Origin of the sequence: Stenotrophomonas sp. S49 (assembly GCF_016624905.1) — a bacterium.
GTDB lineage: Bacteria > Pseudomonadota > Gammaproteobacteria > Xanthomonadales > Xanthomonadaceae > Stenotrophomonas.
In genome coordinates, this window is sequence record NZ_JACVUD010000004.1 from 35,700 (window position 1) to 55,149 (window position 19,450).

The 19,450-nt window shown below is 61.1% G+C and carries 18 protein-coding genes; 7 read left to right on the plus strand and 11 right to left on the minus strand.

Going from position 1 to position 19,450, the window contains the following annotated elements:
- The first annotated feature begins 442 nt into the window (after nucleotides 1–442).
- Complete coding sequence (locus IAE58_RS01715; RefSeq protein ID WP_199932154.1) at nucleotides 443–1,024, plus strand: hypothetical protein; 582 nt, start codon at nucleotides 443–445, stop codon at nucleotides 1,022–1,024.
- On the opposite strand, the gene IAE58_RS01720 is transcribed toward IAE58_RS01715, so the two are convergent.
- Entirely contained in the window at nucleotides 964–1,608 is a 645-nt protein-coding gene (locus IAE58_RS01720) for a response regulator transcription factor (protein ID WP_199932155.1), read from the minus strand. The genes IAE58_RS01715 and IAE58_RS01720 overlap by 61 nt on opposite strands.
- A gap of 226 nt (nucleotides 1,609–1,834) precedes the next feature.
- On the opposite strand from IAE58_RS01720, the gene IAE58_RS01725 reads away from it, so the two are divergent.
- Together IAE58_RS01725 and IAE58_RS01730 are read left to right on the plus strand one after the other, a co-directional pair.
- Entirely contained in the window at nucleotides 1,835–2,023 is a 189-nt protein-coding gene (locus IAE58_RS01725; protein WP_199932156.1) for a hypothetical protein, read from the plus strand.
- Nucleotides 2,024–2,202: 179 nt separating this feature from the next.
- Nucleotides 2,203–2,472 carry a hypothetical protein gene (locus tag IAE58_RS01730; RefSeq protein ID WP_199932208.1) on the plus strand — a complete coding sequence of 90 codons (270 nt, stop codon included), beginning with the start codon at nucleotides 2,203–2,205 and terminating at the stop codon, nucleotides 2,470–2,472.
- A 27-nt stretch (nucleotides 2,473–2,499) separates the two neighbouring features.
- Here IAE58_RS01730 and IAE58_RS01735 read toward each other — a convergent pair whose 3' ends face one another.
- The 4 genes from IAE58_RS01735 to IAE58_RS01750 form a co-directional block, all read right to left on the minus strand.
- Complete coding sequence (locus tag IAE58_RS01735) at nucleotides 2,500–3,180, minus strand: YoaK family protein (protein ID WP_325166816.1); 681 nt, start codon at nucleotides 3,178–3,180, stop codon at nucleotides 2,500–2,502.
- A gap of 60 nt (nucleotides 3,181–3,240) precedes the next feature.
- Nucleotides 3,241–4,788 carry a sensor domain-containing diguanylate cyclase gene (locus IAE58_RS01740; protein ID WP_233614471.1) on the minus strand — a complete coding sequence of 516 codons (1,548 nt, stop codon included), beginning with the start codon at nucleotides 4,786–4,788 and terminating at the stop codon, nucleotides 3,241–3,243.
- A gap of 199 nt (nucleotides 4,789–4,987) precedes the next feature.
- Complete coding sequence (locus IAE58_RS01745) at nucleotides 4,988–5,365, minus strand: hypothetical protein (protein ID WP_199932159.1); 378 nt, start codon at nucleotides 5,363–5,365, stop codon at nucleotides 4,988–4,990.
- Nucleotides 5,366–5,466: 101 nt separating this feature from the next.
- Nucleotides 5,467–5,895, minus strand: coding sequence for a BLUF domain-containing protein (locus IAE58_RS01750; RefSeq protein WP_199932160.1), 429 nt, complete (start codon nucleotides 5,893–5,895; stop codon nucleotides 5,467–5,469).
- A 452-nt stretch (nucleotides 5,896–6,347) separates the two neighbouring features.
- Here IAE58_RS01750 and IAE58_RS01755 point away from each other — a divergent pair, with 452 nt between their 5' ends.
- Entirely contained in the window at nucleotides 6,348–9,110 is a 2,763-nt protein-coding gene (locus IAE58_RS01755) for a PAS domain S-box protein (RefSeq protein WP_199932209.1), read from the plus strand.
- Here IAE58_RS01755 and IAE58_RS01760 read toward each other — a convergent pair.
- Nucleotides 9,067–9,438: a response regulator gene (locus tag IAE58_RS01760; RefSeq protein ID WP_325166817.1), complete on the minus strand. Its 372-nt coding sequence runs from the start codon at nucleotides 9,436–9,438 to the stop codon at nucleotides 9,067–9,069. The genes IAE58_RS01755 and IAE58_RS01760 overlap by 44 nt on opposite strands.
- 1,367 nt (nucleotides 9,439–10,805) lie before the next feature.
- Here IAE58_RS01760 and IAE58_RS01765 point away from each other — a divergent pair.
- On the plus strand, nucleotides 10,806–11,420 hold the full coding sequence (locus tag IAE58_RS01765) for a hypothetical protein (RefSeq protein ID WP_199932161.1): 615 nt from the start codon (nucleotides 10,806–10,808) through the stop codon (nucleotides 11,418–11,420).
- Nucleotides 11,421–11,423: 3 nt separating this feature from the next.
- Here the strand turns inward: IAE58_RS01765 and IAE58_RS01770 are convergent, their stop codons facing one another.
- From IAE58_RS01770 to IAE58_RS01780, 3 genes are all read right to left on the minus strand, one after another.
- A complete protein-coding gene (locus IAE58_RS01770; protein WP_199932162.1) occupies nucleotides 11,424–11,711 on the minus strand; it encodes a hypothetical protein in 288 nt (95 codons plus the stop codon).
- Between the two features lie 955 nt (nucleotides 11,712–12,666).
- On the minus strand, nucleotides 12,667–14,112 hold the full coding sequence (locus tag IAE58_RS01775; RefSeq protein ID WP_199932163.1) for an EAL domain-containing protein: 1,446 nt from the start codon (nucleotides 14,110–14,112) through the stop codon (nucleotides 12,667–12,669).
- A gap of 434 nt (nucleotides 14,113–14,546) precedes the next feature.
- Nucleotides 14,547–14,942 carry a hypothetical protein gene (locus IAE58_RS01780; protein WP_199932164.1) on the minus strand — a complete coding sequence of 132 codons (396 nt, stop codon included), beginning with the start codon at nucleotides 14,940–14,942 and terminating at the stop codon, nucleotides 14,547–14,549.
- Between the two features lie 330 nt (nucleotides 14,943–15,272).
- Here IAE58_RS01780 and IAE58_RS01785 point away from each other — a divergent pair, with 330 nt between their 5' ends.
- A complete protein-coding gene (locus IAE58_RS01785) occupies nucleotides 15,273–15,626 on the plus strand; it encodes a hypothetical protein (protein WP_199932165.1) in 354 nt (117 codons plus the stop codon).
- A gap of 682 nt (nucleotides 15,627–16,308) precedes the next feature.
- Here the strand turns inward: IAE58_RS01785 and IAE58_RS01795 are convergent.
- Together IAE58_RS01795 and IAE58_RS01800 are read right to left on the minus strand one after the other, a co-directional pair.
- The gene (locus tag IAE58_RS01795; protein WP_233614473.1) at nucleotides 16,309–16,587 is read right to left on the minus strand and encodes a hypothetical protein; all 279 of its coding nucleotides are present in this window, start codon (nucleotides 16,585–16,587) and stop codon (nucleotides 16,309–16,311) included.
- A gap of 129 nt (nucleotides 16,588–16,716) precedes the next feature.
- Nucleotides 16,717–18,114, minus strand: coding sequence for a tyrosine-type recombinase/integrase (locus tag IAE58_RS01800; protein ID WP_199932168.1), 1,398 nt, complete (start codon nucleotides 18,112–18,114; stop codon nucleotides 16,717–16,719).
- A 436-nt stretch (nucleotides 18,115–18,550) separates the two neighbouring features.
- Between IAE58_RS01800 and IAE58_RS01805 the strand changes: the two genes are divergently transcribed.
- The gene (locus IAE58_RS01805) at nucleotides 18,551–18,832 is read left to right on the plus strand and encodes a hypothetical protein (protein ID WP_199932169.1); all 282 of its coding nucleotides are present in this window, start codon (nucleotides 18,551–18,553) and stop codon (nucleotides 18,830–18,832) included.
- Nucleotides 18,833–19,450: the final 618 nt, after the last annotated feature.

Below are 19,450 nucleotides of genomic sequence, written 5' to 3' on the forward strand. Positions count from 1 at the left end.
CTCAGCCCGGTTCAGAAGAAAGGGGCGTCACCTGGGCTGCCCATGACACACCGGGGCAGCCCATGACAGAAGAACAGGCCCGCGGAGCAATAGGTTAGAACAATTTGGAGAAGTGCTAGCTGACGGCGTGTAAAACCGGCATCGGCGTCGCCAAATGGCAGCCTTTCCAGGGCAGCAATGCTGGCCTTTCGCCGGTAAAACCGATCAATGGCGTTTTCCACACACAGCAGCGAGCCGGGGGCGTCGCCGCACAGTGATCATCAAAGACCCCTAGTGGAAAAACTGTGAATGGACTGAGCGTTGGCCGCAGCCTTATCGGTGGCAACGCACGCGGCGGGAGCGGCGTTCAGTGCCTCAAAAATGATTGCGGAGCCTGCCCTTAAACGATCTTCAGAACATGTGCTGCTGGCCGATGCACCTCAACATGGAGGTTTGTAATCCGATGAATAACGTCCAGCCAAACGCTGGGGCTGATGGTTTCTCCGACTGGGAGTTGCTGTTCCGCATGGAGATGATGGCCCGAAGCATGAGAGGCTTGTTTGACCACCGGCCCATCGCCCCAGACGATGATCGCTTCAGTGGAACATCAGCTGCGCGGGTGCACCCGATGGCCGAGGTCATGGAGCGGCTGGTTCTTTTGGGGCGCGTTGGCGATCTCAGTTCCCCGAAGACCAGCAATGCTCGCCACGCACTTCGCCGTGCTCTGCTTACAAGCGAACTCGGGCGGGGACTGCTCCTGCCGCCCAACCTCCAAGACAAGCTGGAGCGCGATCTCTGCGTTGCCCTGGCCGAGGCCACTTACTCCATCGCAGACGGGACAGTGGCAACCGCGGCCATGAAGGTTCTGATGGACCCGTGCACGCTCCGGCACCTGGCGGCCTTGGTCGAGAGTAACGAAGGGGCTGGGGTGTCTCCAGCGAGCACCGTGAAAGTCTTCCTGCAGACCGTGGCCGTGGGCCAATCTCAGGAGGAACCCAGCAGCCCTTCGTTCTTCGCCACGTCCAACATCGCGGCGACAGAATGAACTCCGAGCTGGCGCATGATGGCCCGCTTGTGGGATTCGACCGTGCGCAGGGACAGGTGAAGCGCCTCAGCGATGTCTGGTGCGGAGCGACCGCCAGCGACGAGCTTCAAGACCAGTTGTTGCTTGGTGGTCAGGGACGGTCGTTGGCGAGCCAAGTCTTCCCGTGTCGCGATCAGCGATGCAGCCACGTAGGTGCATCCCGTTTGGACCGCTGCAATGGCCCGCTCAAGCTCTTGCACGGGGCACCGGCGATGCAGAAATGCCTTGGCTCCTGCCTCCATCGCCTGGGCTGCTACGGCGGCAGTGGCTTCAGCAGGCAAAAAAACGAATGCCGCGTTCGTGCCCTTTTTCAGCATCTCTCGCATCAGGGACACGCAGCTGGTGCCGGCAACGTAAAGATCAGCCAAGACAAGCGCTTCCGCTCCCAGGCTGAGGGAGGCCCTCAATGACTGAGCGGTCGTAGCAACGCTGACTTGCTCAAAATGCTCGCCAACCAAGGATGCAATCCCTTCTGCGACAATGCTGTAGCTGTCGACCACAACCAAGCGGCGGTAGGGGAGGGCGGTGGCACTGGCGGAAGACAATGAGGGGTCCTTCAAGGTGTAGGGCGCAGGATGTCCGGGCGCGGGTAGAGACTACACCCCCGTCCCCCAACCAAAGCTGTTGGAACTGTTGGCCGGGAAAGCTAAACCATTTAGCAAGGTGCCGCTGGTGTGCAGGCTCTCCTGGTCGGCGGCAACGGGGCGGTAACTACCCCGAGCCTATGGTTTGCTCACGGCATCGCTCCGATGCCATCCGCGGAGAAGTAGCATGGGCACCAACCAGAATCAGCCGGGCCAGGATCAGCAGAACCAGAAGGACCAACAGGGCCAGCAGAACCAGCAGGGTCAGCGCACGCCCGGTCAGCGCGATAACGACGACCAGCGCCAGCAGCAGCAAGATCCCAGCCAGCAGCGTGAGCGCGGTGGTCAGCAGGGCAGCCAGGACGAAGAAGAATAACAATCGCCCCCGATCGCCGTTTCCTGGGCCCGGTTTTTTGCCGGGCCTTTTGTTTGGGCAAAAGATTATTACCCATCGCCTTGTGATTTCCTCACCTATGGCCGAAGAGCTTGGGGTGTAAGCTAAGGACACTGGATTAAAACGTGCAGGAGTTGGCCGTGAATCCCTCAACCGCTGGCATGGTCCGCTGGCTTAGTTTTCGTCTTCGCAACGGGCAGTCGATTGGCCCCGATCGGCTGCTGCAGGCTTGGTCATGGGCCTGCGAACACCCACGGTGCGCGGTCCGCCGAGAGTCGATGAACGAAGGGCATTGCGTTTACGCGCTGTATGGTCCCGAATCACTTGCATCGCCGAAATTGGCCGAACAGCGAATGCGTGAGTATTTGCTGGATGCAGGATACATCTTCACCATGGGCAGCCTTGGCAGGCGGGAAGCGGCAGCGCACTGAGCACGCCGTGAGGCGTCGATGCCTTGACTAGGGAGTGCCGTCCGATGGGTGGGTCGTCGGCTTGCTGGCAAGGTGGCATGAGAGCGCGGCGGCCATGGCGGCCGCGCAGAAAGCTGGAGCGTTCAACAGCTGGAACCCAAACCTCGGGAATGCCCAGGCTGCGCTGATTCCTCCGCCCACAAAGGCGAAGAGCACCAACGTCCCCAAGGCAAGCCGCCGCCAAGGCAACGGCGCCCCGCGGGTCGATTGGCCCAGCAGCAGCCCCATGTCGGTGAAAAAGCCTGTCAGGTGGGTGCTGCGAATTGCGGAGCCGCTGTAGTAAGTGGTCATGGCGTTTTGAAGGCCACAAGCCGCCGCTGCCATGCAAGCACCCCAGGTGTCGCCCTGGACGAGCGCCCACGCTGAGGCCATCAGCAGAAGGGACTGGCCAGCAAGAAGGCCCACGTAGTGCCATGACAGATCGCGTCTGCGCAACGTTAGACCAGCGACGTAACCACCGGCCACGAAGCTGGCGACCACCGCACCGAGCTGCAGAGCAAGGCCCCACCGACCATTCCCGACGGCAATCGCACCAAGCGAGGTCGTGCCAGTGAGGTGGCTGAGTGCTTGGTGCTCAAACCCCAGGTAGCCGGCAGCGTTCACCATCCCAGCGCTATACGCTAGAACGGTCGTTCCCACCCAAACACCTCTTGGCACGTGCAGACCCACGCCTTGCTCCTGGCATTGTCACAGTGCCCAGTTTGCCAGCCGGAGAGAGCGTTCGGGTCGTCAAGAAGCGGAAGGGTGGTCCGACCGGCTTCGCTTTTGGTAGAGCACCACCTGGTTCCGTCCAGCATCCTTGGCGCGGTAGAGGGCTTTGTCCGCCTGCCGGATGGCCAAATCCGCATCGCCCTCGGTATCGGGGAAGTGGCTGACACCGGCGGAAATCGTGACCTGGCCCACCGCAGGGAAGGCATGCTCCTCGATCGCTTTGCGCAGCCGCTCTGCCACAAGCACTGCCCCCCGGGCATCGACCCCGGGCAAAAGCATCAAGAACTCTTCCCCACCGAAGCGGCACAGGACGTCTTGCGGCCGCGCGTTGGCGCGCATGCAGTGCGCTAGACCGGCGATCACGTCGTCGCCCACGCTGTGACCGTAACGATCATTCACCGCCTTGAAATGGTCGACGTCGAACGCAATGACCCCAAAGTGCGCGCCGGAGCGGCTGAACTCGCTCAGCGCTCGCTCAAGGCCACGGCGGTTGTAGAGCTGGGTCAGGGGGTCGGTGAGCGCGGCGACGTCCAGCTTTCCGATGCGCTCACTGAAACTTCTGAAGCTCACCAGCACGGCCCGTTTCAGTTGCGCCGCCTCGAAATACCACGAGTTCACTAAGCGGACCTTGGAAATCGCCTCGCCTACGTCTTTTGCCTGCGCGTTCCTGGCCAGCTGCCACAGGGGCGCGGAGATGCTCCGTGAGAAGAACCAGATCAAAACCAGCGAGAGAATCCCCAAGGGGGCGGCATTGCGCAGCACGGTCGACATCAGACCACCCAAGGGGGCCACCGTCGCCTTTAAGGGGCGCTGAGCGACCACGCCCCAACCCACGGCCGGCACCGGTGCAAATCCGGCCAGCATATGGACGCCATGGCTGTTGACCGTGTGGAGAGCGCCCGAGCGCCCCTGGCTCACCGCGCGTACCACCTCGTTGCGGATAGCCGACTCGCCGACGCGGTTTGGTTCGGGGTGATACAGGAGCTTTCCATCCCGACCCACCACGTAGAGGTAGGAACCGTCCCGGTAGAAGTGTGTTCCCAGCAGGGTGTGCAGGACGTTCTTTTCTTTCAGGTGAATGGACGCAGTGACATAGCCCGCATAAACGCCTTTCGCGTCGAACACGGGGTGGGAGATGGTGACCACCAGGTTGCCGGTGGGCGCGATGAACGGGTCGCTGACCAGCGGGGAGCGACTCTCTAGGGCTTGCTTGTTTGCCGCGCTGGTGAGGGCCTTGCCCTGAACCTCGGGCATTGCTGGGGAGGCGGCCTTGACCACGCCTGCAGCGTCCACCACCGCCACGGAGTTGAAAGAATCCGTCTGCTGCTTAAGCCGTTCGGCTTCTTCGTCGGGTGTGGAGGGTTGGTCCAGGTGACGGCCGATGTGTGCGGCGCTGGAGGCCAGCTGCTGCTGTGCACTGAGCACGAAATGCTGAGTGGTTTGCGCCAGCTTGTTGGCGTAGACGCGATTCGCTTCCAGCGTGCTGTCTATCAGCTGCTTACGCTGCACCTGATAACTGGCCCACACGGCGTTGCCGAGCATCACCAACGCAGACAGCGTCGCCAATGCAAGGATCAAACGCTGCAGGTTGAGTTGTCGACTGGATGGAATCACTGGGCGCCCCCCGCGCCGGCGCGTAGATCACCGTTTGTTATCGGCTGGAGTGTTCCGAACTGAAGCTTGATCGTGGGCAGCGGCCCCACGCAATTCCGATGTGCTTGTTTCTGCCAAGAAAGCCCCACTGTGCCTGGACTGCCAATGGCCCTCAGGGCGCGGGACCAGTGGTGATTCCGAAGGGACCCGAATGGACCGAGTTGCTCGCTGTGCCTACCGCTTTCGGGGAGGTTTGGTGTAGCCCGGACGGAAAGCGGCGCAAAAACTCTTCAAAGCGCGCGCGGCTGATCGCCTGGTGCGTCGAACAGTGCGGGCAGGCGAGCACGCCTGCACCGTTGAGGTCGGTCAAACCCGCGCCGGGCGAAAGGTCCGACGCACGTCCGCAGCTGGAGCATTCAGCTTCCACGCGCGTCAATCGGAGGATACGGCCCTCCTCGGACTGTTCAGCATCAACTGTTTTCAGCGTGAAAATGCCGGTGTTGGGCACGGACAACCTCTCAAAATCGTACTTGGCGAAGCGCCATATCACCGTAAGGAAGTCACCTGACCTGCTCTAAGCGATGGGGCGGCCGGCACAAGGGGGACGATGATGTTGGCTCCCCCGTCGCCATCTTGTGAACAGGTTCGCGCTTAATCGGACGCCGTGGCCGCCGGGAAGTGGGGCCGCAATACCGAGGAAAGCAGTTCCATTCCCGGGCTTTGGGCCACCGGTCGTTGACCGAACTCATCCCACCCCGCGTTGATCAATCCAGACACGACCGTTTGGCCGGTGTCCAATCGGGTCATTGCCCAGTAAGGCACCGCGCGCTGGACGATGGGAGCGTCGAGAAGGGGCCTCATCAGGGTGTGCGAGCGGCTTTGCTCAATGCGCCGGACCACGGCTTCCAATCCATCGGAGGGCCCCTCGATGTATTGGAAAAACCGGGTTCCATCAACGAGCATGGCTCCGGTAACGCCCGCAATCCGGTTGAACGTCGCCGATTGGGACACGATGGAGCGCAGCTTTTCATCAACGAGGCCAGGTGCGGCGAAACTGGAATACGCAAACGCTTTGAGCATGGAAGGGGTCCTGGTGTGACGGGCATCACTATACGGCGGGCGTGGGTAGCGCGTCGCGGTCACCCGTTCAGGGTTCTCCAGCGCGCTTTCGCGTTCAGGCTCAGTCAGCGGGCCTTGCCGCAAGCTGGGTCTCATCTGGCCATCCGCTCGTGCGAAAGCGCCGGAGTTTGTTGCAGCGACCGCTGGCTGCTTTGGGCGTTTTGACGCTCCCCTTCACGCCGTAGCCTAAATTGAGTGCGCGAGTCGCGTTTGACTGAGGGCATGAGGCCCGAACGGAGCGGCGGCTCACTCCCTTCGCGCCGTTTCCAGGAATTGAAGTGCTTCCCAACCGATCCGTCTTTCCTCGCGCCAAAGGGGCCGCTGCCGAGCGGATCAGGAACCACGACTGGGCGAATACGCCTCTGGGAGCTTCGGAACAGTGGCCATCCGCGCTCAGGAGCGCGGTGGAGCTGATGTTGAATTCGCCAGAAAGCATGTATCTCGTGTGGGGCTCGGAGCTCATCTTTTTGTTCAACGACGCTTACACACCGATCTTGGGCCCGCGCCTGGATCGAGCCATGGGAGCACCCCTGCGCGAGCTGTGGGCCGACGCGTGGCCGGCAGTCAAAGAGCCGATCGAGAAGGCATTTAGCGGCGAAGGGTCTCGGTTTGAAAACCTGCCCATCGCGATGAACCGCTATGGCCAGCACGAAGACACTTGGTGGACTTTCTCGTTCTCTCCCCTCTATGGCGAGGAGGACGGCGTCGCCGGCGCCTTTTGCGTGACCAAGGAAGTGACCGGCCTTATCACGGCCCAGCAGCGGCTGGCCCGCGAGAACGAGCGCTTGGTCGCGCTCTTCGAAAAGTCCCCGTTGTTCATCGCCTTCTTGCGAGGTCCTGACCACTGTGTGGAACTGGTCAACCCCGGCTACAGCGACCTCATCGGGCGACGTGAGGTCACGGGCCGGCCCATCGTGGAGGCCCTCCCCGAGGTCTTGGATCAGGGGTATTTGCGGCTGCTGGATGAGGTCTACCGCACCGGAGAGCCATACATCGGGAGCAAAGTAGCCTACGACAGTGGAATCGCTGAATCCGAAGGGAGTCCTCTCCACATCGTCGATGTCGTCTTCCAGCCGGTGAGGGGCGACGATGGCAACGTTTGCGGCATTTTCGTCCAAGGCTTGGACATCACTCCCCAAGTGGCCCTTGAGCGACACCTGTCGCTCACCGAGGCTAGGCACCGTCAGATCTTGGACAGCGCACGCGACTACGCCATCGTGGCCACGGACCTAGAGGGGAACATCACGCTCTGGAACAGCGGCGCGGCAGAGACGCTGGGGTGGAGCGAGGGGGAAGTGCTGGGAAAACACGCTGACCTCTTTTACCTGGACGAGGATCGGTCATCCCGCCGGTTCGAGCACAACATGAAAGAAGCCCTGCTCAGCGGTGGACTGAGCGGTGAGCGTTGGTTGCGGTCTCGCGACGGGAAGAAAATTTGGGCGCACGGCGCCATGACCGTGTTGCGCGGCGAAGAAAACCAAGCCGTAGGCTACGTGGTCGTTTTTCGGGATCGCACGTCGGAGCGCGACGCTACCGAAGCCTTGGCGCAAAGCGAGCGGCGTCTGGGGGCACTGGTGGCTGCGGCCACCCAGTCGCTCTACTCAGTTTCCCCCGATTGGCAGCACGTGGAGCAGATTTATCGCCAAGGGGACATGGCCGAGCTCGTGGCCACTGGGGGCAACTGGCGTGAACAGCTGATCCATCCCGAGGACAGGCCAGAGGTGGAATTGGCCATCGCTCATGCCCGAGAGTTGGCTTCGCCGTTGGAGGTAGAACACCGCGCCTTGCTTGCGGATGGCTCGGTCCGCTGGGTCCAAATGCGGGCAGTCCCATTGACGGACAGCGAAGGGAACGTCAGCGAGTGGTTCGGTGCAGCCTCCGACATCACCGATCGCCGCGTGGCTCAAGAGCGTTTGCAGCAGTTGACCGCAACGCTTGAAGAGCGGGTGCAGGCCCGCACTGAAGAACTGATGGCAATGGAGGAGCGGCTGAGACAGGGCCAGAAGATGGAGTCCCTCGGTCAACTGACCGGTGGCATTGCCCACGATTTCAACAACATGCTCACCGCGGTCTCCATGGGCCTGGAGCTGTTGGAGATGCGCGTCGGCCAGGGCCGTCTGGAGGACTTGGGTCGCTACGTGGAGATGGCTCGAACCGGAGCAGACCGGGCTGCAGCGCTGACACAGCGGCTTCTGGCGTTCTCTCGCCGACAGACACTGGCACCGTCGGCCATCCACGTGTCGGCCATGGTGAACGGGATGCTCGACATCCTGTCCCGCTCCATCGGGCCCTCCATTGAAATTGAGACACGGTTGGATGCAGTGGAGGACGTCGTGCGGGTGGATGCTCCGCAGCTGGAAAACGCCCTTCTCAACCTGTGCATCAACGCGCGAGATGCCATGCCGGAAGGAGGGCGCATCTCGATTGAGACCGAGCTCTCACAGGTCGATGGCGGGCAGGCGGAGCGTTTGGCGCTCACGCCTGGCCCGTATGTTCGCTTGTCGGTCCGAGACACGGGAACTGGCATGGACGCGAGCGTTGTTGAAAAGGTGTTCGAGCCCTTCTTCACCACTAAGCCGATCGGGCAGGGCACGGGCTTGGGCTTGTCGATGATCTACGGGTTCACGCGCCAATCCGGCGGTCAGGTGGCGGTTGACTCCATCCCTGGGGTGGGGACCACGATGCACCTTTATTTACCGCAAAGCACGGCTGATACCGATGACCGAATCCAGGAAATGTCCGCACTTCCCCCAGCCACGTCGCCTGGTCGCTCGGTCCTTCTGGTAGAAGACGAGACCGCCATACGCACACTGGTGAAAGAGGTGCTGAGCAGTTTGGGCCACCGCGTGACGGAAGCTGCAAACGGCAGCGACGCCCTCACCGTGCTTGCCAGCGAAAGGCACTTTGATCTGCTGATCACGGACGTGGGCCTGACGGGCTCGCTCAATGGGCGGCAGGTGGCGGACGCAGGCCGGCAGCGGCGCCCGACCCTGCCGGTATTGTTCATCACCGGCTATGCAGCGAGCGTTGCGGTGGGGGCGGGCCAGCTCGAGTCTGGCATGGAGATACTTACCAAGCCCTTCGCGGCGGGGGAGTTGAAAAGAAGAGTGACCGAGTTGTTGCTGGAAGCCGTCAAAGCGTCGAACGAACCGTTCCCAGCAACTCCCGCAGCGTGAACGGCTTCTTGAGCAGCATGACGTCGTTTTGTAGGAAGTGCGGGTCTGCGCCCGACGCGCCCGCGTAACCGGTGACCAGCAGGACCCTCAAAGAAGGGTGGCGTGCCATGGCGTGCTCGGCGAGATCGCGCCCGTTCATCCCCGGCAGGCCCACGTCCGAGATGAGCAGATCGAAGGCGGGCTGCTGCGCCAGGCGCTCCACAGCCGATTCGGCGTCGCCCACCGCGGTGATGTCATAGCCGCTGTCTTTGAGAGCGTCCTGCGTCAATTCGCGGATGGCGACGTCGTCCTCTACAAGAAGGATGCGAGGGGTACGAGAGGCAGTCACGGCAAACCCGCTTGATCAAAAATTCGGGGGATCATGCAGGACGGGGAGTAAAGCGCTGGTGCATCCCCGTGATGACAGCAATCACTGGAAGGCGAGGGTGCCGTCGAGCCTTGACGCGGTCTTGGCGCGAGCGCTGGATACTCCATCCCGACCCCTTCCAGCCTGGACACTTCCGCTATGGCCCGATCCGCCCCCGAGCTGCCGGCAGCGTCGCCCCACGCTCTCCGCGTCGAAATCATGCCGTTGGAGTGCGGTGACACCGCGGTGATCGTCGAATTTGAATCCGAACCGCCCGCGTCGTGGCGAGCTCTTCTGACGAAGAAATTGACAGACGTGGAAGGACTTGAGCTGGCATCCGCTCAGTTTGAGGGGCGGGTTCTCTACGTGCTGGGGGCGGAGGGGGGACGGGGTGGCAGCGTCCACAGGGTGAGTCAATTGCTGCGGTATCTTCCCGGACATCCTGGACACTCGAACCTGTTGGACCAGCCTGTGGGCCGGGGCGTCCAGGGGGCGGAGCAGGCTGTAGCGACGCACGCATGAGCGTTTTTTTCCAAAAAACGAGTTAAACGCCCGGATGGGGAAAAAGCCGGTTTAGGTTCGATGAAGCTAGCATCCCCGATTGATCACGCAAGGCAGCTATGTACGTTGAGGTATACCATCGGGCCGGATTTTGGGCCCGGATCACAGGGGCGGAAGGTTGGCGCTGGCGGCTGGTGGCGCCACGCGGGCATGTCTTGATGGCTCCGAGGGAGACGTTCGCCAGTCGGCAGGCGTGCTTGGCGGCCTTGGCGCTGCTGCAGATCGGGCTCACTTCAACGGTCGATTCGACCGGAGATCCCTTGAAGGCTCTGGGCGCGGCCCCCTCACCGGGTCTCGCCCTTTCAACGCGATGACGGCCACCCCAGGTGGTGCAGGTCACGCTCACACCGCCGGCATCGAATGAGCACTGGGTCTGAGCCATCGGGGGCATCGTTTGAGTGTGACTTCCTGAGTCGCAGGACGAGCAGGGGCGGGATAGAAGGGATCAGTTGAGGCCGGGGGCGTTCGCGTGCACACTGCTTTTGAGCAGTCAGGGTTCGAGGGCCATGGGCACTTCCAAGCCGGCCAAAGATTTGAGACGGGTCACCTTGTCGTTGGGAGAGCGCGTTTACACCTCCGAGATCTGGCGGCTCAGTGAAAGCCGCTGGGTCCTCCTTGCGGTTGAGGTGCACGGCGTGGGCGGGCGCTCGGGTTTGGGAATCAAGGCACCTTCTTGCCTCCAAGTCTTGGAAGCGGGGGAGCGAATCGCGTCTGAGATTCTCGACCACCCCTCTGACTGATCGGGCGCTGGAGGGTTCAATCGACTGTATGGGTCCCAAGGACGGCAGATGAGCATTTTGAACGTTTTGCTGAGTGCTGACCACTTGGCTGTGACCGTCGATACCTTGGCGCAAGACGCGCAAACCGGGGCGCACTCAGAGGGCGCGAAGTTGCTTCTGATCCCCCAGCACAACGCAGTCTTGGCCACGCGTGGTTCGGCGCAGTTCTTTCTAAGAATCTACGAGCTCTGTCTCCAGGCCAGTTTTCGAGCGGACTTCACCCTGGAGCGGCTGTCCGGCGAGCTCGGCGGCGTGATTGATCGCCTCTGGCCGAACTACGTGAGCGCGGCTGCCGCCGCCGGCATACCCCCCAGCGCTATGCACACAGAGCTGGTCCTGGGCGGCTGGTCGGCGCAAGCCCAGCGCATGGTTGCCACTGCTTATGCCAAGTCCGAAGATCGCCATCCCGCTGTGGTGCAACCGCTGGTCGGAGGCTTGGCGTCACCAGGCGAGCCCCTGCGGAATCACCCAGCGGGCATGGGACGGGCCGAGTTGATGGCCGCAGGACGTTTGCAAGCCGCTTACCTCAACGGTGACAGCGAGCGGCCATTGGCGGGCGGACGGCTGTTGGCGGCAATTCTCTCAAAAGGCCAAGCAACCGTTTTGGATCTGGGAAGTCTCTAGCGATCAGGGCAAAGCGTCGATTTGCTCGGCCACAAACCTCAATCCATGACGCAAGCCAAGCAAATAGTCTGCGTTGGAGCCTGGCTGCGGAGGCACATGGTTGTCGACGATCATGGGCATCAGGTGGGCCCATGCCAGGCGCACGGCGGTGGGATTGGCGGAACTGGCCACCAGAGCCCGGACCGCATACTCCAGCGCGCTGGACTTGCCCTCTGCATTGGAAAGGCGCTTCTCGCACTCGCTCAACCGGCGCTCCAATTTCACCAACGCATCCGTCTCACCCTCGTGCATACCCGGTTTCCTTTGACCGGCCACCGAATCGCGGCCCTGCAGCAGTGTGGCCCTGTGCTCGAGCGTAGGAAACCGCTGAGCGTTCAGTCTTACTGCCCCGGCACTCGACCTCTTAAGGCCCGCTCATAGCGGGCAGCGCTTCGATCAACGCTCGCCCCCCGCGGGCGGTGGAGCTGGGTGGCAGAGCTCCTCCAGCCTCGCTCGGGCCACCGCTTGGCGATTGTCACAGAGCGGGCACGTGAGCACAGCGGCGCCGTTCAAGTCCAGAAGGCCGTGCCCTGGCACCAACCGCAGTTGTCGGCCGCACTCCAAGCAAGCGCAGCTGACCCGCGTGACCTGCAAGAGTAAGCCGTCGGCCCGCAGCACTCCTTCAACCTGATCGATGAAAAAACGTCCAATGTTGGGCATGAAGATGAACAAAAGGCTGAACCGGACGGAACCCGATGATGCACCGCGCCATCCCGAAAGGAATCTAGGATGAAATTTGAATTCTGAAGAATTCAGCTGCCGCCTCGTCCCCGCAGGCGGCTCTCTCGATACATGAGCAGGCCCGACTATTGACGGAGAAGGAACAGGACCAAAAGGCGCGCTGTGCCTGACAGTCCTCGGCACAGCGAAAGGGGCCGAGCGGCGTTCTTGGAAAGCGCTGAGCAAATACGTTCGCCAGCAAAAAGCCAGACCGGCGGTTAGTCAGTTGCGACCACTGCTGAGGGTGTGCGTCACACGTTGGCCTAGAGAGGCCAGTTGCTAGGGGTGCCGATCACGACGATGCCCTGAACTGCCGGGGCGTCACCTAGGGCGAGGGGGAGTCACCCCGTTGGTTCGGCGGCGCCAACTGGGGTCAGCGCCATGGCGGAGAGTTTCACGATTGTCGCGCCCATCGGACGCATGGACATCTTTCTACGGCGAAGGTCAAGCGCCAGTGAACGCGCTTGTGTTAAACCGCGCGAGAGGCCTACCCAACCTGGATGGCGGCCAGAGCGTCTTTGGTTGAGAGAGGGCGGCCGTAATGCCATCCCTGCCCGATGGCCTCGGGCGCGATCCGGTAGAGAAGTAGGTCTTGCTCTTCTGTTTCGACGCCTTCTGCAATGACATCCAGCCCAAGCTCACGCGCGATGCGATACATCCCTGGCAACACTGGCCGCAGGGGTGAGTCCTCGTTGACAGCGGCCACGAACATGCGATCGATCTTGATTCCTCGAAACGGCGACTGGGCGAGGTGAGAGAAATTCGCGCTGCCTGTTCCGAAGTCGTCGATCAAGAATCGGTATCCCAGAACCGAAAGGGCCTGCATGTTGCTCTTGGCAGTTGCCGACACGAGTTCTTCCCGCTCGGTGATCTCGATGCGGATTTGCTCGGGCAACACCCCAAAATCGTTGGCAATGCTGCTGATGTAGCGAACGATGCACTCTTGGGCCATGTCCACGGGCTCGGCATTGATGCTCACGTAGAGGTTCCTATGCTCCCGCAGCGCGGGGGCGAGGTCATTCATGGCACGAGCCAACACGTATCGAAAAAGATCCGGACTCAGGCCGAGCCGGTGGGCGATGGGCACGAAGACGGCCGGCGGGATTTCATCGTCTCCCGGCGGACGCCAGCGACTGAGAGCTTCAAATCCCACGAGCTCCCGCGTGCCAATTCGACGCAGTGGCTGGTAGGCCAGTTCGATCTCGCTGCGCTTCAGTGCAAGCACCAACCGTTGCTGGATGGTTTGCCGAGCCGTGATTTGGTGTTTGATCAGCAAGAACGCGAGCAAAAGCCCTACCGAGGCACCCGCTGCCAGGATGGTGGTGAGCAAAGCCGAGGGCAGTTCGGACACCACGTGCCTAGGGCTGGTAACGAACGCGCAAACGTCGGCCACCCGGCTGCAATGTTGAGCTTGGACGAGAGACGGGGTGCCGACGCGGCTGGTCGGGGACAACGTGCGGAATGTAAACGATCGGTCCTTCGTTTCGATGCTAATGGAACTGCTGCGCGCAGGGTCCAAGCTCTCGAAGGCAGACGGGGAGGACACGGTGAACGTGTCGCCTTGGGCGATCAGATTGGACCCGGTGTAGGGGGAGCCAACGAGATCCGATGCGTGCCAAAGCCGGACAGCGCCGCTGGAGAAGCGTGGGGCGGGGAGGGTGTAGGGGCGCGAGCGCCCCCAGAGAGCGCTGCAGACAAGGCGTCCGTCTCGGATGCGGCCGATGTCGCTCATGTAGCTGGAGCGGAACGCGATCTCTTTCAGTGAGTCAATGTCGATAGTCGAGCAAGGCGGTTGTCCAATGCGAGAGGCTTGTTCGGCCGCGACGCGCCTTGCAAGGGATATGGACTCCGAGCGCGCGACCGCGGCTTCCGCCACGGCCTCCGCCCCTTCCTTGTCACGCACGTAGAGGATGGCTTGGGCGACGGCGAGCATCGCCAGAAGGCACACCGCCGTGGCTCCTACGACGGTTAAGACGTAGCGAAGCCGATCTTTTCGAACGCTCAAAGCAACCCCCGATCTGACACGCGCCATCGCTTCGCTGGGCTTTGCGCCTCAATTACCTGGTAAGAGGCATATCGGCAAGCTGCCCATGAACTTCAGCCCTAACCCCACTGGCATGCAAGCCCTGATCGAATAACCATACACCTGCGCCTGAACTGTACAGCTGACGGACGCGAGCCAGGGGTCCGTCAGCGGTGACATCTGCGCCGCTTTTAATCACAGATGATCACTGATACATGCACCGTCTGGTGCGGAGGCTTGGTCCTGGCCAAGCATGCGAAGCAGGCATGCCTTCTCCGCCGGGCCACGCCATGCCCCGCTGCTGTGGCGCAAGAGGCAGACGGACGGGAAGTGGTCAGCGGCGCCTACTTTGCTGCAGCGGGAGCGCTGGGCTGTTCTTTGATCAGCCAAGCGAGAAAAGCCAACCTATTTGGGAGAATTTCAGGTCGAACGCCCAAGCGCAAATTGCATTCGAATTCGTCGAAGTAAGCCATTCCAGCCGTGAACTCGGCATTGTTTGGTCGCATCGACTTGGCCCTGGCAAGCGGCTCATCGACGGCACCGCTACAACACGCCTTCAACATCTCCATCAGCTGCGACTTACCCAGCTTGGTGAGTCCAAACTGGGCTGGCTTGCCTGGCTGGAACCAAACCAGGTCTTGGTCGCTCAAAGCGGCCAGCCGCGTCTGCGAGGGACGGAAACCTTGGGCTGCCATGCACAGGTCGGCGAAGTGTTCCAGATGAGCGGTCATAGCAGTCATTGTCTTCGCTCATACGAGGCCGTGCGCCACTGTGATGCCCTCAGACCGAGAGCGCAAGCCTCGCCACGTTCAGCGTTGGCTGAGGCCTGAAAGCCAGTAAAGGCGGTAGCGGCTTCCCGACAGCTCGAGCACTCCCTAGCTAGCGCCCCGGCCAGCGAGCACCGAGCGGGGTGGGGATGCCCATGGATCGATGACCACCATGCTCAGACCGGCAGGTCGCCCAGGGTTCATGAGGGGGCTGCTACGGTTCGCCACCTTCGTATGCGTCTCAGCTGATCGAACCCATGGCCTCGCCTGAAGAACTGCGGCCTCCCTTCTCCATGAATTCCAATGATCAGCAGCGTTGTTCTTAAGAAGCTCCCCTTGAGCGATGGTGCGAGCGTTTGTACCTGGCGTACCACGTTCAAGGGCAAGGTCTTCTACACCGCGTGGGGGGTAGGAACCCCTGCAATGGAGCATGTCTCTGAGCGGACGGCGGTGGCTAAGCGTGCGCTTCAGGATCAGGCTGACCAAGCGGGCATGCAGCACCAGCACGATGTGTTTGTGAGAACCCCCTACGCCGCAGGAATCAGCATCCATTCCACGCTCACGGAGGCCTACCACCACGAGGCCGTGTTTTTCCTGTGCGCTGATCCGGCGGTTGAGCAAGAGCTCATTGCATTTTTGAAGGTTGTGGGGTCGTAACGCATCGCCTTAACCCCAACGCTTGCAGATCGCTGGGGACGTCTTGGTTTAGTGATCACATCGTGCCCACCGGACGTGGATCTAGCGGCGGACCCAACGCAGGCACCGGGCGGTCGTGGCTCAGTCTGTCTACCGGGAGCAGTCTGTAAGGTCACGCCCGGCCCGATATGCAAACTTGACAGCGCTACCTGGCGCTTTCGTATGATCGCCAAAGTCATTTTCCTTGGGGGGACGAATGTACTTTGAGGTCTACCGCACAAGCGGGTGGATGGGCTGTGTGCCGTTGGGGAAAAAGTGGCGTTGGCGCCTGAAGTCGATCGATGGCACGACCCTGATGCAATCCCGTGAAACGTTCGACGACCGATCGGGATGCTTGGGCATGATCACCTTGCTTCAGTCGAACAGGTGCCATGTCGTAGACGCTGAAGCGGGGCGCGTGCTGCGCCGCGAGGGTGCAGACTGGTTCGACGATGGGGACGTCGGGCGCTTGATTCCCAACAGCCGCTAGCTTTGCATCTCTCTTCTGTTCGCTCGATGGTTAGTGAAACGGCCGGTGGCCTTCCCGTCCATTAAGCCGCACGCTGCTGGCAGCCGGGAGTTAAAGTGCCTCTCGTCGGAGCAGAGTCGAAGCCTTCGGGCGTCGACACCGTCTATGGCGCTTCCACTAATCAGTCAGCACGGCTTAACACGGTGGCGGTGGGGTCGCTCTCCGACGTCGACGCCACGCCAGAATTTGACCTGTGACGGCTGTAGCCAGCAACAAGGCATTGGTCACGACAAAGACTGTCGAACCAAGCAGAGCACTGTAGATGGTGAACAAAATAGACGCGGTCATTTGCCCGATAAAAAGCCACTTCGAGACGGATTCCGGGTTGGGTGACCGCCACTGCTTGACCATCTGCCGGATCAGCGTAGCGATAAGCACTATCGTCGCGGTCCATCCAAGAAAATCCGGGTTCATAGATTTGCCATGATCGCTTCTCAAGACCTGTCCAAGTTGCCAACGTCGGCAACTTGGCGGGGTGAAAGAGCGATTCAAAACGTGTGATGCCGGCCTGCCCAGCCCTGGTGTACACGAGCGACGCGCGCATCACGGGTAGAATTTCGCCGGGTCGCTCAGCTGCTTTGCAAATTGCCCCCTCTGGTAGACCGGCAATTCCACCGGTGGCGCGTAGCAGGCCAACAGGTCGATCTGCTTCTTTCGAGCGAACGCGGGCTTCTTGTGGAAGTACGCGTCGTGCAGCACCGGAACCTTCTTGCTGATGCTGTGGCCGGTCAACAAGGCAATGTCCTCGTCGGGCGCGCCTTTGTGGTGGAGCTCCGTGGCGATGGTATGGCGAAACGCATGCAGGCCGATTCCCTTCCCAAAGCCCAAGCTCTTCAGGTAGGTGCTGAACTGGTTGAGCGCCCCTTGGCTGTAGCGCTGGTTCGACTCACCCGTCTTGCGATTCACGCCGGCCGTGAGATGGGGAAACAGCCGGGGATGGCCGCACGCCCGGATATCCTCCACAAAATCCAGGAAGCCCGCCTCGAGCACTGGGGAAGGGATGGGGAGGGTCCGAATGGCTGATTTTCCTTTGAGGCGTTGCCGGCTCCGATCGCGGCTCTTGTGCGCGAGGTCGGGATCGACGGTCTTCCGGATACGGATGCACCAGACGCCGGCCTCTTGTACGACATCTGCCAGCTTGAGCTGAGCGATCTCGTTGATGCGTGCTCCCGTGTAAAGTCCAAGCACGGGAAGCCACCAGCGGTGAGGGTATTTACTAGCCCATGGAACGTATGTCTCCGCGTCGAAGATGCGCTGGAGATCTGCATCGTCGAACAGGCGCTCTGGCTTGTTTGGATCCACGACCAAGTCTTTCTTGATCTCGTCGAAGGCGACCATTGGCGAGGCGCCGATGGCATTGGATTTCTTGAGCTTTGTGAAGAAGGTCGACAGGAAGCGCCGGTGCCTCTCAAGAGTGGCAGGCGCCGGTGGGGCCACGTTGAGTTGCTTTCCACGCGCGACCGCTTGGTCATAGGTGAAGCCGCGGTACTCAGGATCGGACAGCAGACGGTCTGGCGCCCAGCGAATGAGATCCCACAAGTTGTAGATGTGAGCGTGGTCGATACGGGTGACTGGTATGTCCCCACAGGTCATTAGAAGCAGCCGTAGGGTGCGGGCGGTGGCCTCGACTGTCTCTTTGGCGAGGCAGCTGTAGTCGCTGCGATTGCGGATGTAGTCGTCGATCTCCACTGAAAGCGATCGCCCGGGTGTGCACACAGGCAGCGGCTCGGGATACCGAGTGCCATTCTTTGTGGAGCGTGCGCGCCGGGTGCGCTCATAGGCGGCATTGAGGATCTCTTGGGCCTGGATCGCGGCCTCTCGGCTGTTGATCACCAGCTTTCCGATGCGGAACCTGCCGATCCGGATATCGGATATCTCCAGCGAGCCGTTAGGATCGTCCAAGTAAGGTTGGAGGGGAATTGCGGGTTGAGTCAGGGGCATTGCGGGCTTCCATCGTTTCGATGGAAGTACGGATAAACTAGGCTGAGAAATCGTCAATAGAATTGGGTCAGCCGTGTACCACCCGTAGGCATCTACTGCGGGCGCCGATTATTGGTTCTTCAGGGAAAGAAAATTACGCGGGCAATGGAGGGCTTCAGTTCTTGTAAATCAAGCGGTTGCGTAGAAAAGCGCAGTTTGCAATCGTAGTTATTACCGTACTGTTTAATTTCTTTAAGCTAACAACTCGCTCTGAGGTGCTAGTTTAGTTCTGTACGGCTGATAAACGACACGGGAATGGATGGCTGAGAAATCCCTTAGGAGGAGGAGCTGTAGGGCAACAACCAGGTTCGTTGTTAGTGATTGCGATCCTCTTCGCCCGCCGGGAGTCAGAGGTGGAACATCTACTGAGCCAGAGCTGCGCGACGAGCACGTGCGTATGAAGGACACCGATCAGTTGATCCGGGACCTTTCGATGATCACGGAGGGCGGGGAGAGCGTACTGGGTGCCGTTGATACGGTGCAGCCCGCTCGGTTGGGGATCGTCTCGGTCCATGGCTGGTCGAGAGTGGCGTCAGTGGCCCAGGACGGGGCGGATGCGGCCCGGCTGCTGGTCCAGCATGCGGACACGGGGCAGGCGTCGCAGCGCTCTTTTGCAGGGGCCATGAAGGCATTGGTGGCCACAGGACAGGTCAAAGCATCCAATGAAGCGTATCTTTAGGACCGCAACGCTATCTCAACCGACCGCGGAGCCCCTCGGTAAGCTGGTGGAACTTACTAATTTCGCATGGAGGGCGAGCAGTCCCTGGGAGTTCTATGAACGATGCGATGGAGCCTTTCGACGCCTTCTCCCAGACTCTTCGCGCCTGTCGGCGCGGAGAAATGTCTCCAGAGCACTTGGCGCAGTTGGCGCAGAAGGCACGGTTCACCTTTGCTTCTCGGTTGGGCCCGACCCGGGCCTTTCGGGTGAGGCAGGGACGACCTCAGCTCGCGTTTTTAAGGCTGTTGGTCGCATGCTCACGGTGTACGGCCATCGCACCGCAAGGCGAGCATTCCACTTATCTAGTCTTCACTGAAGTTAGCCAAGCCGTGGAGGCCGCCGAACTGGCGGGGGTGTTGTACGGGACCGAGCAGCCTTGTTGGTATGAAGAGGACTCCCCGGTGTTGGTGGGGGAGCAGTTCTTTTGCTGTTCGGAATGCGGTGCATATTGGCGTCTCCAGCTCGCTGAGCACAGCCAGAGAGGCAGTTGGGAGCGAATCGCATGATCAGGTTTAAATTGGTGTCCAGGAGTTGCAAACGGCCATGTTGGCCATGGGCTGCGGCCCTCATTTGGGCCTC